At 40.6% G+C, this 15,772-nt stretch carries 17 protein-coding genes; 11 read left to right on the forward strand and 6 right to left on the reverse strand.

Going from position 1 to position 15,772, the window contains the following annotated elements; translation table 11 throughout:
* Nucleotides 1-138: 138 nt before the first annotated feature.
* Entirely contained in the window at nucleotides 139-1,416 is a 1,278-nt protein-coding gene (locus tag H6G28_RS19450) for a 4Fe-4S binding protein (protein WP_190673287.1), read from the reverse strand.
* A gap of 479 nt (nucleotides 1,417-1,895) precedes the next feature.
* Here H6G28_RS19450 and H6G28_RS19455 point away from each other — a divergent pair, with 479 nt between their 5' ends.
* Nucleotides 1,896-2,639 (forward strand): SIMPL domain-containing protein, encoded by a 744-nt coding sequence (locus tag H6G28_RS19455; RefSeq protein WP_190673290.1) that lies wholly within the window; start codon nucleotides 1,896-1,898, stop codon nucleotides 2,637-2,639.
* Between the two features lie 110 nt (nucleotides 2,640-2,749).
* On the opposite strand, the gene H6G28_RS19460 is transcribed toward H6G28_RS19455, so the two are convergent.
* A complete protein-coding gene (locus H6G28_RS19460; RefSeq protein WP_190673293.1) occupies nucleotides 2,750-3,112 on the reverse strand; it encodes a single-stranded DNA-binding protein in 363 nt (120 codons plus the stop codon).
* A gap of 500 nt (nucleotides 3,113-3,612) precedes the next feature.
* On the opposite strand from H6G28_RS19460, the gene H6G28_RS19465 reads away from it, so the two are divergent.
* The 4 genes from H6G28_RS19465 to H6G28_RS19480 all read left to right on the forward strand — a co-directional run bounded on the left by H6G28_RS19465 (nucleotide 3,613) and on the right by H6G28_RS19480 (nucleotide 7,519).
* Nucleotides 3,613-4,620: a rod shape-determining protein gene (locus H6G28_RS19465; protein WP_190594496.1), complete on the forward strand. Its 1,008-nt coding sequence runs from the start codon at nucleotides 3,613-3,615 to the stop codon at nucleotides 4,618-4,620.
* A 93-nt stretch (nucleotides 4,621-4,713) separates the two neighbouring features.
* Nucleotides 4,714-5,535: a rod shape-determining protein MreC gene (gene mreC, locus H6G28_RS19470; RefSeq protein ID WP_190594490.1), complete on the forward strand. Its 822-nt coding sequence runs from the start codon at nucleotides 4,714-4,716 to the stop codon at nucleotides 5,533-5,535.
* Entirely contained in the window at nucleotides 5,532-6,152 is a 621-nt protein-coding gene (gene mreD / locus H6G28_RS19475) for a rod shape-determining protein MreD (RefSeq protein ID WP_062296673.1), read from the forward strand. Before mreC ends, mreD begins: the two co-directional genes overlap by 4 nt.
* A 278-nt stretch (nucleotides 6,153-6,430) precedes the next feature.
* The gene (locus H6G28_RS19480) at nucleotides 6,431-7,519 is read left to right on the forward strand and encodes a DNA-methyltransferase (protein ID WP_190594489.1); all 1,089 of its coding nucleotides are present in this window, start codon (nucleotides 6,431-6,433) and stop codon (nucleotides 7,517-7,519) included.
* Nucleotides 7,520-7,527: 8 nt separating this feature from the next.
* Here the strand turns inward: H6G28_RS19480 and H6G28_RS19485 are convergent, their stop codons facing one another.
* Together H6G28_RS19485 and H6G28_RS19490 are read right to left on the reverse strand one after the other, a co-directional pair.
* Nucleotides 7,528-8,208, reverse strand: coding sequence for a BglII/BstYI family type II restriction endonuclease (locus tag H6G28_RS19485; RefSeq protein ID WP_524538615.1), 681 nt, complete (start codon nucleotides 8,206-8,208; stop codon nucleotides 7,528-7,530).
* Nucleotides 8,205-8,453 (reverse strand): helix-turn-helix domain-containing protein, encoded by a 249-nt coding sequence (locus H6G28_RS19490; protein WP_190594488.1) that lies wholly within the window; start codon nucleotides 8,451-8,453, stop codon nucleotides 8,205-8,207. The genes H6G28_RS19485 and H6G28_RS19490 overlap by 4 nt, the downstream gene beginning before the upstream one ends.
* Nucleotides 8,454-8,807: 354 nt before the next feature.
* On the opposite strand from H6G28_RS19490, the gene ribD reads away from it, so the two are divergent.
* The gene (ribD, locus tag H6G28_RS19495; protein ID WP_190673295.1) at nucleotides 8,808-10,034 is read left to right on the forward strand and encodes a bifunctional diaminohydroxyphosphoribosylaminopyrimidine deaminase/5-amino-6-(5-phosphoribosylamino)uracil reductase RibD; all 1,227 of its coding nucleotides are present in this window, start codon (nucleotides 8,808-8,810) and stop codon (nucleotides 10,032-10,034) included.
* Nucleotides 10,035-10,093: 59 nt separating this feature from the next.
* Here the strand turns inward: ribD and H6G28_RS19500 are convergent, their stop codons facing one another.
* Together H6G28_RS19500 and H6G28_RS19505 are read right to left on the reverse strand one after the other, a co-directional pair.
* A complete protein-coding gene (locus H6G28_RS19500) occupies nucleotides 10,094-10,309 on the reverse strand; it encodes a hypothetical protein (RefSeq protein WP_062296670.1) in 216 nt (71 codons plus the stop codon).
* A gap of 448 nt (nucleotides 10,310-10,757) precedes the next feature.
* A complete protein-coding gene (locus tag H6G28_RS19505) occupies nucleotides 10,758-11,144 on the reverse strand; it encodes a 6-pyruvoyl trahydropterin synthase family protein (protein ID WP_190594486.1) in 387 nt (128 codons plus the stop codon).
* A 401-nt stretch (nucleotides 11,145-11,545) separates the two neighbouring features.
* Between H6G28_RS19505 and H6G28_RS19510 the strand changes: the two genes are divergently transcribed.
* From H6G28_RS19510 to ylqF, 5 genes are all read left to right on the forward strand, one after another.
* A complete protein-coding gene (locus H6G28_RS19510; RefSeq protein ID WP_190594485.1) occupies nucleotides 11,546-12,277 on the forward strand; it encodes a Uma2 family endonuclease in 732 nt (243 codons plus the stop codon).
* A 79-nt stretch (nucleotides 12,278-12,356) separates the two neighbouring features.
* Nucleotides 12,357-13,196, forward strand: coding sequence for a formate dehydrogenase accessory sulfurtransferase FdhD (fdhD, locus tag H6G28_RS19515; protein WP_190673297.1), 840 nt, complete (start codon nucleotides 12,357-12,359; stop codon nucleotides 13,194-13,196).
* A 72-nt stretch (nucleotides 13,197-13,268) separates the two neighbouring features.
* Nucleotides 13,269-14,204, forward strand: coding sequence for a glycosyltransferase family A protein (locus tag H6G28_RS19520; RefSeq protein WP_190594483.1), 936 nt, complete (start codon nucleotides 13,269-13,271; stop codon nucleotides 14,202-14,204).
* A gap of 206 nt (nucleotides 14,205-14,410) precedes the next feature.
* Nucleotides 14,411-14,797 (forward strand): VOC family protein, encoded by a 387-nt coding sequence (locus H6G28_RS19525; RefSeq protein WP_190594482.1) that lies wholly within the window; start codon nucleotides 14,411-14,413, stop codon nucleotides 14,795-14,797.
* An 85-nt stretch (nucleotides 14,798-14,882) separates the two neighbouring features.
* A complete protein-coding gene (ylqF, locus tag H6G28_RS19530; protein ID WP_190673300.1) occupies nucleotides 14,883-15,767 on the forward strand; it encodes a ribosome biogenesis GTPase YlqF in 885 nt (294 codons plus the stop codon).
* Nucleotides 15,768-15,772 lie beyond the last annotated feature (5 nt).

Raw genomic sequence — 15,772 nt, forward strand, 5'->3', positions numbered from 1 at the left:
CCCCACACTCCCCACACTCCCCACACTCCCCACACTCCCCACACTCCCCACACTCCCCACCCATACGTGAGAAATTCGAGTTACACCCTTTTACCCCTACACCCAGTCTCCACAGTAAATCTTTGTGCGTGAGTTCTATTAAAGATGCGGATGGCGGGGTAGATTTTTGTAGAACCACAGTGTACTTGCTAAAGCTAGGAGTAAATTATAAATCCACTGTATCCAAGATGGCAGTAATAAAATGAGAGGACGGCCAGCAAAAATAAAAAAGAAATTAAAGATGCCAAAGGTATAGATTGTCAAAATCCGATGGCGAATGATGTGGGGAGACAGATAAAGTTTGCGCCGACGACTATAGGCTTTGGCTTGTGTTTCTGCCCAGCGTCCTAAAATATAAGCGATCGCTGTACATCCGCCCAAAATAATTGGCACAGTTATGAGTTTGGGTAGATAAATTGGCCGTTCAAATAAATAAAGCCCTGGACTCCATAGAGTTGCCAGTTGGTTAGTTTGTCGCGCCCAAGCCCCTGAAAAGTAATATTCCCAATTGCCTGCATACAGGTAGTAATAAATAAAGTAACCAAATACTAAGCCACTGTAACCATAGCGGACAAAAGATTCTGAGGGTTTTTTCAGGTCTTGCCAATAAGCCCGTTCGCCATCTATATCAATACAAGCATTTTGACAGCCAACACAGTCACTTTGTTCTTTACCTTCTGGCAAAACAATGCGGCACATTGATTGGCTGATTGGCTGATTCTTCCTATCAACCTTGCTGCTGAATAACCCACTGGGTTGACTGTAAATCTTTTCTACTGGTGCCATTGGACAAAAATAATTACACCATGTCTTGCCACTATAAAAGTAGCCAACGGTAATCGCAAAGACAATTGTAAATAATAACCATGATGCCAAAATTAGGCGATCGGCATCAAAAAATAAAATCCGACCACATAACCCCAAAAACAACCAGCCAAACTGGAGGTAAGCATAGTTTTTACCCAACCAAGATTTAGGATTGACTTTGGCTAATCTGTAGCGTTCTTTTCCTAATCGAGATTGCTGGTGTTGAGAGTAACGCTGCCAACCCAAAGCGCGGGGAATTTGTGACAGAAACGAAAGCGGGCAAATGCGCCGCCACAGTTCATGGCCAAATACTAGCAAAATAAAAATGGATGCAGGTACAATTACTCCCCACATCACCGTTGTTCCCAAAGGATATGCTCTTTCTGGTAAGCATTTACCTTGCACATGAATACAGCTAACAGCAAATTCCTGTGGGGTAGAAGTATGATTTAAGTGAATCAGAGCCGGAGTCCAAGGGTCGTACAATAGGGAAGCAATAATTAGGAGCCATGCGAAAGTTAACAGACAGCGCACCCAGTGCATCTGACGTTCAGCTATGCTCAAGAGCATGGATCTATTCCACTCAATAATATTTTTTGAATGCCGAATGTAGAACCAGTTAAGTCGATGATTGGGTAAACAATCTAGTTAAAAATTTTGTATTTATCGTTGGGCTTATTATGCAGCTTGGCTAAATCAGACCAGAACAGTATATATACTTAAATCTTTATCTTTTCTTCGTAATTACTCAGCCTAAATACTCACAGTTCAAATTCTGCACGCTTGCTAATAAAGTCGCGGCTAAAGGAACCAAGCTTGCCTACACAGGCTGTAAAACTTTAGTTCTGTGGTGACAGTTTTATTGTGATTTTTAGTTTCCAAAAATGTAACCGTGCCTGTTTTTGACTAGAGCAGTGTCACAGTAGAAACATAGAAATGGTATCGAGCGCATTGACTGTTAACTATTAATGCTTGACAGTTAACGAATGATAGTTCGATGCAGTTTACTTATTAGCATCTGTATACATTGTTTAGAGGAGTGCAAGCTTATGTCTAGAACTGCTTTGTCTGGTTCTCAATTTTGTGCTGGGAAGTTTTGGAAATCTCTACCGTTAGCTTTGCTGTTATTTGTCACGGTGGCTTTACCTGCATCAGCCCAAGAAAAAGAAAAGTTATGGCGGACTTTGACTGTGAGTGGAAGAGGAACGGAATCAATTGCTACTACTTTGTCGCTGGTGAATTTAGGAGTGGAGATTCAAGGTAAAACGGCTGAAGAAGTCCAGCAAGAAGTTGCCAAGCGGTCATCAGCTGTGGTTGCTTTGCTCAAAAGTCGTAATGTCGAGAAATTAGAAACTACAGGTATCCGCCTCAATCCTGTTTACAGTTACACCAACAATGTGCAGCGCATTACTGGCTATGCTGCTGTGAATAATGTGAGTTTTCGCATTCCTACCGAGAAAGCAGGCACATTACTAGATGATGCGGTGAAAGCCGGGGCAACGCAAATTAACGGTGTTAGTTTTATTGCTAGTGATGATGCGATCGCTACCGCCCGCGAAGTCGCACTTAAAGAAGCTACTCAGGATGCCCAAAAACAAGCTAATGCTGTATTGAGCGCGTTAGGACTCAAATCGAAAGAAATCGTCAGCATTCAAGTTAATAATGCCAGCGCCCCGCCATCACCTGTATTTTTCCGCGCCCAGGCGGCAAAAGTCGCGGAAGATGTTTCTACACCTGTAGTTGGTGGTGAACAAGAAATAGAAGCATCGGTGACGTTGCAAATTAGTTATTAATTGTCACTTGTCATTGGTCATTTGTCAGTACAAAGGACAAAGCGCAAATTCTGAGCGGAGGCTTCCTCCGCTCAGAACTTTGTAAGAGAGGACTAAGGACAAATGACCAACTAAAAATTATCTGAAGACATATCATTCATACTGCTGTCTCCCTCATTTTTAGAACCTAATAAATCCAACTGGTCTACGACAATCACAGGTTTAGAACGACTAACTCCGGTTTGGCGATCGTTCCAGGAGTCAAACTTTAAGGAACCTTTGACGGCAATTTGCTTACCTTTGCGGACATAATTACCAGCCACTTCAGCAGTTTTTCCCCACAATTCCAACTCGAACCAGTCAGGCTCGTCACTGTTGCGTGTTCTTCTGTTGACTGCCAGGGTTAATCTACATTTAGTTTTACCGGAATCAAAATATTTCATATCTGGGTCGCCACCTACACGACCAATGAGGTGGACTATATTAATAGTCATGTGTCTTACCTTTTAGTACTGGCGTACTGATTTATCTTGTTTTCCATAATAGCCAATTATGAACTGAATAAGGCAGAATTCAGAATTGACCTTTGATTTAATTGTGGAAGCAGAAGCAAAAATTCTTACCTAGCCAAAATTCCTGATTTCCAGCATAGGAAATTCTGAATTCTGTATTCTGGCTCCTGATGATTAAAAATGTGTTACAAACTTAACAACGTTGCAAGCGATATTAATTTGAGCTATCACTTAGGGAAAACTAATAAAACCGTACGGATATACTGAGTTGGGCAGGGAATATCGAAAACGTGGATGTCACAAATCTAGTCAGTATGGTCAAGAATAAATCAAAAAATGACCAACTTTACTAGACTGATGATCAAAAACGTAATAGAATCCAGCACGATTCCATCTAACATTTTTTTATAGTCAAAAAGTATTGCGAATAGGGGGCGTAGAGAAGCGTGGGGCTGTTTAGGAACTTTCGCTCATCATGGGATATGGGTATCGACCTCGGTACTGCTAATACCCTTGTTTATGTATCAGGTAAAGGCATTGTACTGCAAGAACCTTCTGTAGTGGCGATCGACCAAATCGAAAAGGTGGCGCTGGCAGTAGGAGAAGATGCCAAAAAAATGCTCGGTCGCACACCGGAAAACGTGATTGCCTTGCGTCCCTTGCGCGATGGTGTAATCGCTGATTTTGATACGGCAGAGTTAATGCTGAAAAGTTTTATTCAGCGAGTTAACGAAGGGCGATCGCTAATTTTACCGCGAATTGTGATTGGGATTCCCAGTGGTGTCACTGGGGTAGAAAGACGGGCTGTAATGGATGCCGCAGTTCAAGCTGGGGCAAGAGAAGTATATTTAATCGATGAGCCAGTTGCCGCCGCAATTGGAGCAGGTCTACCAGTTGCCGAACCCACTGGTAACATGATTATCGATATTGGTGGTGGCACAACAGAAGTTGCCGTCTTGAGTCTTCAAGGCACAGTGTTGAGTGAATCAGTACGCATTGCCGGTGATGAACTGACTGAATCCATCGTCCAATATATGAAGAAAGTGCATAACTTGGTAATTGGTGAACGGACTGCGGAAGAAATCAAAATTCGTCTGGGTTCAGCCTATCCCACCAATGAAGATAATGAAACCATGATGGAAGTCAGAGGTTTACATTTACTGTCTGGTTTACCCCGCACTGTGACCATCAAAAGTCCAGAAATCCGCGAAAGTATGTTGGAACCGTTATCCATCATTGTGGAAGCGGTAAAACGGACATTAGAAAGAACCCCGCCAGAACTAGCATCTGACATCATCGACCGTGGTATTATGCTGGCTGGTGGTGGGGCGCTACTCAAAGGCATTGATACCCTAATCAGTCATGAAACGGGGATTGTGACTCACATAGCAGCTGATCCACTCAGCTGTGTTGTACTGGGAACAGGCCGTGTCTTAGAAAACTTTAAACAGCTGGAAAGGGTATTCAGCGCCCGTTCTAAAAATATGTAGGAAAAAATATGAGATATTGGGTTCTATTTGGCTTGAATTTGGGTTTCATATAAATAGAATCCGATATCTATCAAAATATAGAAATAGGTATACATGGTTACTGTACGTCGTTGGTGGGGTCGCAAAGGGTTACAGGTTGCTTCGCTGGCCCTTGTACTAGGTGGTGCTTGGATATTACGACAGACTCAAGGGGCAATGCTACTGGAAGTTTATCAAGTAGTAACAAGTCCTCTACAGCTTTTACAATCTGGGCAAACTCCCGCAGAACGTTTGGAAGAACGCCTCAAAGATGCCCAGTTTATGGAGATGCAAACCCGCATTCAAGAACTGGAAAGCCAAAATCAACAGTTACAAAATTTATTAGGTTATGTCCAACCTGAGCCGGCCGCATCACGTCCAGTACCAGCGCGGGTAGTAGGGCGGAGTGCAGATCATTGGTGGCAACAAGTAACCCTGAATCGTGGCTCAAATTCTGGCATTCAAGAAGGGTATATTGTCAAGGCTGAGGGTGGATTAGTTGGTTTGGTAGATAGTGTCACCCCGAATACTAGCCGTGTGTTGTTGATTAGTGACCTCAAAAGTCAAGTGGGTGTGACTGTTAGTCGTACTTCTGCCAAGGGAGTGTTACGGGGCGATTCTTCCGCAGACGCGGTGCTGGAATTTTATGAAAAAGTGCCGAATGTCAAAGTCGGAGATTTAGTTTCGACTTCCACTTACAGTCAAAAATTTCCCTCTGGTTTGGCAGTAGGCAAAATCAAATCTTTGGATTTAAAGAAACTACCAGCATCGGTGGCGAAAGTTGAACTTTTCCCACCAATTAGGTCATTAGATTGGGTGGCTGTGTATCCTAAACCAACAAACCAACCACAGGAAACGCCACAGTCCAAGGAGCAAGAACAGGCAAATCAACAATGAAGATACCTTCATTCAATGGTCGTAAATCGAACAAGCCAAAAGCTGCGGAACGAAAATCGAAATCTAAAGCTTATCGCAAACCCATCGCCCGTTGGCATCCGCGTGTAGTGCAACTGTTAGATTTGTCTGTGACAGTTGGATCTGTGCTGTTATGCTTGCTGTTATTGCCGACGCGCTTTCCTGGCACAGAATTGTTGGGGTTGGGGCCGAATTGGCTGTTAATTTGGGTGGTGGCTTGGAGTATCAAACGCTCGGTTTGGGAAGGAGCGATCGCAGGTATAGTTTTAGGACTACTGCAAGATGCCCTAACTTCACCAGATCCAACTCACGCTGTCACCTTGGGTTTGGTGGGATTACTCACAGGATTAGTACAGAAGCAGCGATTTATCCAGGAAGACTTTATTTCTATTGCTTTAATTGTTTTTATCATGGCAATTTTGTCGGAGTCAATTTTTGGGTTGCAATTGAGTTTGACTGGCGATCGCAAAGTAGAATACATCTGGGCTTATTACCAAAGAGTTGCCCTAGCATCAGCTATTCTCAGCAGTCTTTGGGCTCCTGTGGTTTACTATCCCCTGAATTTGTGGTGGCAAAAGCGCAAAGCGATCGAACAATAGTTACAGAGGAAATATCTTGAGTGGAAATTTGGGAGTGAGGAATCATAGGCTCAGAGCCTAAATCCTCACTCTTTTTGATTAAAAATCAATAGTCAATAGTTTATAGCAGTAGCCAAGTTGCTTAGGACATCGATAAATAATAAGACTTAGACACCACAAAGCTTTTACCCCTGTCACCTATTACCTGTCCCTTGCTATAGATGTGAGGTGGTTTAATAACCTATTTTGGGTTATTGTATTGAATAATAAAGTGTTTTGCTCAAAAGGTAGGTGTAACGTTGAAGGATAAAAGACAGAAACTACCAATCAATCAAATTATTTTAGGAGATTGCATAACACTATTAAAAGAAATACCAGATGAATGTATTGATTTAGTTATATCTTCACCTCCATATAATTTAGGAAAGGAATACGAAGCAAGACAAGCTCTCGATATTTATCTAGAATCACAAAAAAATGTTCTACAAGAGTGCAGCCGGGTTTTAAAAAAAACAGGTTCTCTATTTTGGCAGGTAGGAGCTTTTGCGGATAAAGGTACGATTATTCCCCTAGATATTCGCTTATTTCCCATATTAGAATCGTGTGGTTTACTGCCAAGAAATAGAATTATCTGGGCTAGACAACATGGACTTCATGCTCAAAAGAAATTTTCTTGTAGACATGAAACAATTCTCTGGTTTACTAAAAGTAATGAATATATATTCAATTTAGATGCTATAAGAGTTCCGCAAAAATATCAAAATAAAAAGCATTATCGAGGAAATCGTAAGGGAGAATTATCCTGTAATCCAGATGGTAAAAATCCTGGTGACATTTGGTTATTCCGCAATGTGAAACATAATCATGAAGAACAAACGATACATCCTTGTCAGTTTCCAGAAGATTTAGTGTCCAGAATTGTATTAGCGACAACTAATGCAGGTGATTTAGTTTTTGACCCATATATGGGTGCAGGTACAGTCGCAGTTGTTTCCAAAAACCACAACCGTAACTTTATCGGTACGGAAATAGACCCCAAATATCATCAAGTAGGACTTCGCCGACTCAGTGGGGAACCTGATGAAAAAGGTTATTTTCCCAATCTCAAAACTTTACGAGATTATGTTGAGCGTACAGGTCAGCCCATCGAAAAATTTAGATTTGATGTGCAAATTGGCGAAAAAGCCTCAGATAGAAGTAAAGCTAAAATCTACCCAGAAGAGTACCATTTACAAGAAATGTATGAGCGATTACTGTATGAGGAAGCAGCTTTTTCTGCTACTCTGCAAGGTGAAGATATTCCGATAGATCCAAAACTCAATGGCAATGGTAAAAAAACTGCGGAGAAAATTCAGAAAAGTCAACAAATCGAGTTAGAACTCTTCTAAATTTTGAGCTAAGGTATATGAATTTTATAACGCTTGCTTCTGGCGTTACTTGACAGGATTTGACATTGGCAATCAATCTGCGTATTGACAATTCTAGAATATCTTGTACTTTGGTATACCGTATAAATAGCTGATATGGTGGTATTCTTCTGCTCGAATAATCCAATTAGTCTAATTGGTATATCAAAGACATGATGTTTAATTAAAGCAGTTAATTGTTGAACAGCTTGTTCGTAGTAAAGAGTACTATTAGAAGCAGGAAACATTTGAGCTTTTGTAATAATCACTAATAGCTTTGTAGAGTTACCTGCAAAATGAATGCTACTTTTAAAAAATAACTCTGATCGTAAGAGATTGTTTAAAAGAAATGGATAGTTAGAAAATTGGCTTTCTAGCAGAATACCGGATTTACCAAAATCAACGTCTTTTCCCAAGAATCTGTATTCTACTGGAATTAAGATATTACTATGCCATCCTAGTTTGACCAATGTATTTTTTATATATTGATTACTGCCTACTGGATCAAAAATCGGATTACCTTTAATATTTGCCTGATCAGAAGGCTTAATATGCAAAGGCATTTTAGTGAGGCTAGTACTAATTTCGTTCCATTCAGATTCATACTCTGTGTTGGGGCCGATAATCTGATCGGCATTGTTAAAATCAGAGAATTGAATAATAATGACTATTTCTCCTCTTTTTCCTCAAGCAATGTTTTTATAAATGTTTCTGGTTCGACCTGAAGGGCTTCCGCTACTTCTAAGAACTCAATTAGATCCAAACGGCGTTCACCGCGTTCATACTTCGAGACGTATGATTGTGGACGAGAAAGCTTATTTGATAGCTCAGATTGAGTTAGCATAGCTGCTTGGCGAGCTTTGATCAGCAATTGACGAAATCGATTGTATCTTTCAGTAAAGATTGATTTAGGCACATGAATTTTACTTGTTTTCTAACAGTTCACTTAATCTCTACGAGAGTTTTCTCAAGTACTGCAATCAAGGTTTTGTTAGATACTAAAACCTAATATAGGATTAACCCAAAATAGGTTATTAGTATAATTCTGTGAGTAATGTTTTAGCGAGAGCCTACTGAGATAAAAGGAAAACAGGTATGGTAAATATAATTACATTTGAGATGCTGGTTAGTGTTGTGTAGATTTTGGCGTGGAGATTTCGTTATTTAAGTAAGCACGCCGACAGCGAACAGTAACTTGGAAATATTAATGTTGAGGTATGAAGATCCAAATTGGTAACGTGCAGAATCTTGAAATTATTGCTCAAAATTTATGGATAATTCCCCAGTTGTTACTCAAGTAGATACATCGCTAAATTACACTCAAGAAGATGGCTTGAGATTGCGATTCTCCTCTGGAGAGGCTGCGCCAACGCCAGTGGTATTTGATTCCCCAAAGCAGAACAGTATGAGCAGTGAAGCTGACTTTGACTCCCAGATGATGCAGCGATGCTTGGAACTTGCCCGCCGTGCTTTAGGGCGCACTTCGCCTAATCCTTTAGTGGGGGCGGTTGTAGTCAAAGATGGCGAGATTGTGGGTGAAGGGTTTCATCCCCGTGCCGGTGAACCTCATGCTGAAGTTTTTGCTTTGAGGGCGGCTGGCGATCGCGCTCATGGTGCTACAGTTTATGTCAATCTGGAACCTTGCAACCATTATGGACGCACTCCTCCTTGTTCGGAAGGATTGATTAAGGCGGGTGTGGCTAAGGTAGTGGTGGGTATGGTTGATCCTAACCCTTTGGTAGCTGGGGGCGGGATTGCGCGTTTACGTGCTGCTGGTGTCGAGGTGGTAGTTGGGGTAGAAACTGAGGCTTGTCAGCAGCTAAATGAAGCTTTTGTACATCGCATTCTCTATAAAAAACCGTTTGGGATTTTGAAATATGCCATGACTTTAGATGGCAAAATTGCTACGACTGTTGGTCATAGTGCTTGGGTAACAAATCAAGCCGCCCGCAGTGAAGTACATCAACTACGGGCGGCTTGTGATGCCATCATTGTTGGTGGTAATACAGTCCGACAAGACAATCCTTTTTTAACTAGCCATCAAGTCGGGGCGCATAATCCGTTACGAGTGGTGATGAGTCGTCAACTCAATTTGCCAGAAACCGCCCGTTTATGGGAAACCCAAGAAGCACCGACTTTGGTGTTAACTGAAGTTGGAGCCAACCCTGATTTACAAAAAATCTTACTTAAACTTGGCGTGGAGGTTGTGGAATTACCCGCACTGACACCCGCACAAGCAATGATGCACTTATATGAACGGGGTTTTTGCAGTGTCTTGTGGGAGTGTGGCGGTAATTTAGCTGCAAGTGCGATCGCGCAAGGAGCAGTACAAAAAGTTATGGCCTTTATTGCTCCTAAAATTATTGGTGGTAGTCATGCGCCTACTCCCGTTGGTGATTTGGGTTTTACTAACATGACCGAAGCATTGCCCTTAGAAAATGTGCGTTGGCGTGTGGTTGGTTCCGATTGCTTAGTGGAAGGTTATTTACCTCAATAGTCAATCATCAAAAGTCAATGATCAATGGTTTTGACTCTGGACTATTGACCATTGACTTATTAATAATGTCGCTCATAAGCGATGTCACGTATCAAACTTAGCCGGGATTGAATATAGTCACCAAGAGAATCAATCTCATGGGAATCTAAGAAAACTTGTGTTGTGGTTTGTTTTACCAACCATTGCACCAAGCTAGCATCATCCAGCTGTAGGAGGGTCATGGTTTGGGCAGTTTCAACCACAGACCAAAGCTGACGCAGAATATTGGGAGTCATCAGACCTCATTGAAGATTAGCCTAGCTTTTTTTAGATTACACAATTTCGGCAGTGACTTATGGCATGAATGTACAAGCTGAGACAAGTATTATTAAAAAATTAATAATGTGATTTATAACTTTATGAACTTTCAGAAAGGCACTCTTACATCGGCTAGTTCATAAAAGTTTACTAATACTATGTTGGTATTTTTATAATACTTTGTAAATGCCATCTACCAAAAGAAATATCTTAATTCTTTAGGTTTAAGAATGTATTTAATTAACAAAAATATTTAAGAAACAATAAATTATAGCTAATAAAGTTATGTGCCGAAAAAAGGATAAATGAGGGGCTAAAGACTAAAAAAAAGAAATTAGTCCCTCTTTCATGCAGAATGATAAAACTTGTTTACTAGGGACTAACTTTGCCCAATGATAAAGATGTGTAACAATCTACGGACTAAAATTATTCTTCATATTCCACCCAACTATTAGGTGTTTCTGAAACATGAACTTTTAATTGTACATTTGGCGGTACTCGCTTCTTAGTTTCATCGTAAATATACTTAGCAATCATTTCAGCCGTAGTCTCATATTCAGGAGGCATAACTTCATTTAAAATGCAGTGGTCAAGACCGCCTTTTGTGACATCTTGTTTTGCCCAACGTAAAGTTCTAAAATCCGCTACCATGACTGGATGAGGACAGAATTGTGAAGAATGCAACTGTGTTGAGGTGGCTTCGATGCGGACTTGATAATTATGTCCGTGCATCCGACCACAGGGGCCGTCATAATCTTTGATGTAGTGGGCGCTGCTAAAAGAAAATTCCGTTACTACTTTCCATTTGGGCATTTTAAGATTACCTCGTAGGCAATTTAGAGATAAATACTTACAGCAAAATCTAGAAGTCAGAATACAGAATGCAGCATCAGAATCGGCTTTTAGCCTAGCGTTGATTACTCAATTGTGTACTTAACTAACTGGAAATCTGCTGTATCTCTTGTAATTGCATGTGTAAATCAATCAGACTTTTATAGTATTGCTAATACTAGTTTAGAAAAATAATATGGCAGATATCGGGTTAGCTTGGCATTTTAAAGAATTTATCACAGTTGCAAGTGTGCGATCGCGCTGGTAGTGTTGGGGGTTAAAATGCGATCGCTACTCAGTATTTTCAAGATTCAACCAGATTATGATAGTAATGACATCTGTAATCTCCAACCAGTTGACTCAACTCTAGCCCTAAGAAAGTCATGTCAGTTGCCCAAGATTTGCCACCAGCCACAGATATAATATTTCCACCAGGAGATATATATAGTGACGAACCACCATTGGAAAGCGATTTACATCTACGCCAAATTATTTTGTTACTACAATGTTTAGAATTGTGGTGGCAAGACCGCAGTGACTTTTATGCGGCTGGAAATCTGACAATATATTATAGTCAACGTCAACTCAAATCAGAAGAATTTCGTGGCCCTGATTTTTTTGTCGTGCGGGGATGCGAAAGAAGACCTCGCAAAAGTTGGGTGATTTGGCAAGAAGACGGTAAGTATCCTAATATCATTGTCGAGTTACTTTCATCCTCCACAAAAGCCACAGATAAAGGCTTAAAAAAACAAATCTACCAAGATACTTTTCGCACACCGGAATATTTTTGGTTTGACCCAAATAATTTAGAATTTGCAGGGTTTCAATTAGTTTATGCTCAATACCAACCAATAGAACCAAATTCTCAAGGTTGGTTATGGAGTCAGCAGTTAGAACTATATTTAGGTGTCCAGAATAATCAATTGCGCTATTTTACAGCACAAGGGGAGTTATTGCCGACACCAGAAGAACTGGCACAGCAAGAAAAACAACGCGCAGATGAAGAAAAACAGCGTGCAGAACAGGAAACGCAACGTGCAGAACAAGAAAAGCAACGCGCAGAACGTCTGGCTGCTAAGTTGCGGGAGTTAAATATTGATCCCGATGTTCTGTAAAATTATTGATGATGTTGCGCGATCGCACCCTTGATTAATTAATGATAGGACTGAATAATTGTGACTATTATCCTAATCAATGAAACCCCCGACAAGAAGCAAAACTAAAACGCAAGTTTGGGTAGTCGAAAATGGTAAAAAACGCCTGCGACAAGACCAACTCACCACAGAAGAACCTTTAGAAATTCGGTTGACATCACCATCGCGTACAGTAGCTATCACTATGCGAACTCCAGGCGCAGATTTTGAATTAGCGGCTGGGTTTCTGTTTAGTGAAGGTGTAATTAACAGTAAACAAGATATTGATAGGATGAGTTACTGCACAGATGAATCTGTAGATGGTGAGCAGCGTTATAACATTATTAATGTGCAGTTAAAGCCTGGCTTAAATCCAGACTTACAGCCTTTAGAACGTCACTTTTATATTAATAGTGCCTGTGGAGTTTGTGGTAAAGCGAGTGTTGAGGCTTTACTTTTACGGGGTTACGCAAAAATTACTTCGGAATTAACAGTCAAGTCTGAGGTTATTTACAGCTTATCTGATCAGTTGCGATCGCATCAGGGTATTTTTTCGGCAACTGGAGGGTTACACGCAGCAGCAGTATTTGATGCTGAAGGCAAAATTGGGAACTTACAAGAAGATGTTGGTCGTCACAATGCTTTAGATAAGTTGATTGGTAACGCCTTACTAAGTGGTGATTTACCTTTTAATCGTCATATTGTCATGGTGAGTGGACGTTCTAGTTTTGAGATTTTGCAAAAATCTGTAGTTGCAGGAATTCCAATTGTTTGTTCGGTTTCTGCACCTAGCAGTTTGGCGGTGTCTGTCGCCGAAGAATTTGGTATTACTTTAGTAGGATTTTTACGGGGAAACCGCTTTAATGTTTATACCGGATGGCAGAGAATAATTACAGCGTGATATGCTCTAAAAAATCACCTTTTTTACTTGATTTTTACGTAATTCTGTCATCAAAACCTAGGATATTTAAATATGAACACGCTTGGTCAAAAGCCGAAAGTTAGCTTTACTGTAAATGCGTGCATTGTTGATACCCCATTCATCAATCAAATACTTCGGAGTATGATGCGTTCTCTAGATTATCCATTCTCCGAAAGACTGGTAGCATTAGATCCTGGTAAGCCATCTGGTAAATATCTAGAACGTCAGACAGGACAAATAGACGAATTAAGAACGAAATTAGCACAACTGCAAACTGAGGGAATTATTGATCGAGTAGATGAAATACCTTGGGATGAAGAACTGCAAAGGTCAGTCTTAAAAAAGTATTTTGGGCGTGATGATATAGATGTTAAAGATTTTGATGGAGCGCCCATTTATCAATATCTTTTTGCCTTAGAACAGTGTACTGGTGATTATATTTTGCATGTTGATTCTGATGTGTTATTTTACCGAGATGCTACTAGAAAATCTTGGATAGATGAAGGAATTGAAATGTTGCAGGCAAATTCATCAGTTGTGATTGCTACTTGCGAAGGCGGCCCGCCACTAGCTAAAAGTTTCCTCGAAAAATTAACTGGTCGTCCGGCAAAGTCTAAACCTAAAAAGTTGTGGAATAAAGCAGGTAACGTTTCTACAAGATATTTTCTCTTAGACCGCCAGCGATTGGAAAAGCAAGTTTTACCACTAGTCCAAAAGGATATCAAAGAACCATTAGAAAATTCACTTACACATACTTTTAAAGTCAAAGGTTTTGAACGTTGGTCAATGACGGCTGGGACTTGGGCAATTCATCCTGTAGAACATGGTGAAAATTTTATTAAACATTTAGATGATTTAATTTGGGCTGTAGAAAACAATGTTTATCCCTTTAAACGTACTGGTAAGCGATGGAATATGCACACGGATGGTAATGATATCAAACCCTGGCTAAATGCAATTTCTCAAGCTAAGTCTGCAATGTTTTAAATTTTGAACTAATCCAGTAGAAAATAGTAGAGACGTTGTATACAATGTCTCTACAGCATTTATAGAGTGCAGCATTTGATGTAGCAGTCTTATTTGAGGAATGAACTAAAGAGACAAGGGAGACAAGGTAGAGAGACGTTTATAGAAGATTTAGGATTGCTATAGAAGTGGGATGAATTAACGACAGTTTGAGAAATATAATAGTGATGGTTTTGCGATATACTGAAGTATTCGTGGCGATCGCCACAGTGAATTTAGAAAAATTAGTAGATTTCTATACCCAATTGTTCAGTGAAAAACCGAGTACTTTAATTCCCAATGTTTATGCAGAGTTTCAACTAACAAGTTTACGTTTGGGAATTTTTCAACCGAAACAGAGTCATGAGTCAGAATTTACCAACTCAACTAAAAGTAAAATAAGTTTGTGCTTTGAGGTGAGTAATTTAGAAACTGCGATCGCTCATCTCACAAATTTAGGCTATCCTCCACCCGGCGAAATCTCCATCGCTTCCCACGGACGAGAAATTTATGCTTACGATCCTGAAGGTAATCGCCTAATTCTGCATGAAGCTAAGGGAGTCAATAGTTATTAGTCATTTGTCATTTGTCATTAGTTTTTTATCTCCCTTGTCTCCCGTGTCTTCCGTGTCTCCCACACTCCCCACTCCCTACAAAAATATGTCTCTCACAAACAACTACAAATTAAACCTGATCCAATGGTATCCGGGTCATATTGCCAAGGCGGAAAAGAATCTCAAAGAACAGCTAAAGCTGGTAGATGTGGTGTTAGAAGTCCGCGATTCGAGGATTCCTTTAGCGACGCACCACCCGCAAATCGGTGAATGGGTGGGAAGCAAAACGCGGATTTTGGTGTTGAACCGCTTAGATATGATTACACCCCAAGTGCAATCGCTATGGACAAATTGGTTTAAAAGTCAAGGGGAAATACCTTATTTTACCAATGCTCAACATGGTCAAGGTGTAACGGCTATTGCTAAAGCCGCCCAAGCTGCGGGTGTGGAACTAAATCAACGAAGACGCGATCGCGGTATGTTACCTCGTCCTGTAAGGGCTGTAGTGATTGGTTTTCCTAACGTTGGTAAGTCAGCCTTAATTAACCGCCTTTTGGGACGGCGTGTAGTAGAAAGTGCTGCACGTCCAGGTGTCACACGTAACTTACGCTGGGTACGTATATCTGATCAATTAGAATTACTTGATGCGCCTGGGGTAATTCCTTCCCGTTTAGAAAATCAAGCCGCAGCGTTGAAGTTAGCAATTTGTGATGATATTGGACAAGCATCTTATGATAATCAACTCGTCGCATCAGCATTCGTAGATTTTATAAATGAAATTCATATAACAGCGAATCATTTATTACCAGAGTCACCATTCAAGTTACGCTACGAACTCGACTCATCTAACTACACAGGCGAATCATACCTAGAAGCTTTGGCAGAACATCGCTACAACGGTGATGTTGAACGTGCGGCGAGACAACTTTTCACAGATTATCGCAAGGGTTTATTAGGGACAATTCCTCTAGAATTACCACCAAAAGTATAAACAAC

This window comes from Nostoc sp. FACHB-190 (assembly GCF_014696905.1).
Classification (GTDB): domain Bacteria; phylum Cyanobacteriota; class Cyanobacteriia; order Cyanobacteriales; family Nostocaceae; genus Nostoc_B.

Bases quoted from the DNA above. Each gene is read 5' to 3' on its own strand.
- H6G28_RS19525 (WP_190594482.1), top strand. From the start codon at position 14,411: ATGGTTTTGCGATATACTGAAGTATTCGTGGCGATCGCCACAGTGAAT.
- mreD (WP_062296673.1), top strand. From the start codon at position 5,532: ATGAAGATACCTTCATTCAATGGTCGTAAATCGAACAAGCCAAAAGCT.
- H6G28_RS19450 (WP_190673287.1), bottom strand. From the start codon at position 1,416: ATGCTCTTGAGCATAGCTGAACGTCAGATGCACTGGGTGCGCTGTCTG.
- H6G28_RS19465 (WP_190594496.1), top strand. From the start codon at position 3,613: ATGGGTATCGACCTCGGTACTGCTAATACCCTTGTTTATGTATCAGGT.
- ylqF (WP_190673300.1), top strand. From the start codon at position 14,883: ATGTCTCTCACAAACAACTACAAATTAAACCTGATCCAATGGTATCCG.
- H6G28_RS19455 (WP_190673290.1), top strand. From the start codon at position 1,896: ATGTCTAGAACTGCTTTGTCTGGTTCTCAATTTTGTGCTGGGAAGTTT.
- mreC (WP_190594490.1), top strand. From the start codon at position 4,714: ATGGTTACTGTACGTCGTTGGTGGGGTCGCAAAGGGTTACAGGTTGCT.
- ribD (WP_190673295.1), top strand. From the start codon at position 8,808: ATGGATAATTCCCCAGTTGTTACTCAAGTAGATACATCGCTAAATTAC.
- H6G28_RS19460 (WP_190673293.1), bottom strand. From the start codon at position 3,112: ATGACTATTAATATAGTCCACCTCATTGGTCGTGTAGGTGGCGACCCA.
- H6G28_RS19520 (WP_190594483.1), top strand. From the start codon at position 13,269: ATGAACACGCTTGGTCAAAAGCCGAAAGTTAGCTTTACTGTAAATGCG.
- fdhD (WP_190673297.1), top strand. From the start codon at position 12,357: ATGAAACCCCCGACAAGAAGCAAAACTAAAACGCAAGTTTGGGTAGTC.
- H6G28_RS19500 (WP_062296670.1), bottom strand. From the start codon at position 10,309: ATGACTCCCAATATTCTGCGTCAGCTTTGGTCTGTGGTTGAAACTGCC.
- H6G28_RS19510 (WP_190594485.1), top strand. From the start codon at position 11,546: ATGTCAGTTGCCCAAGATTTGCCACCAGCCACAGATATAATATTTCCA.
- H6G28_RS19505 (WP_190594486.1), bottom strand. From the start codon at position 11,144: ATGCCCAAATGGAAAGTAGTAACGGAATTTTCTTTTAGCAGCGCCCAC.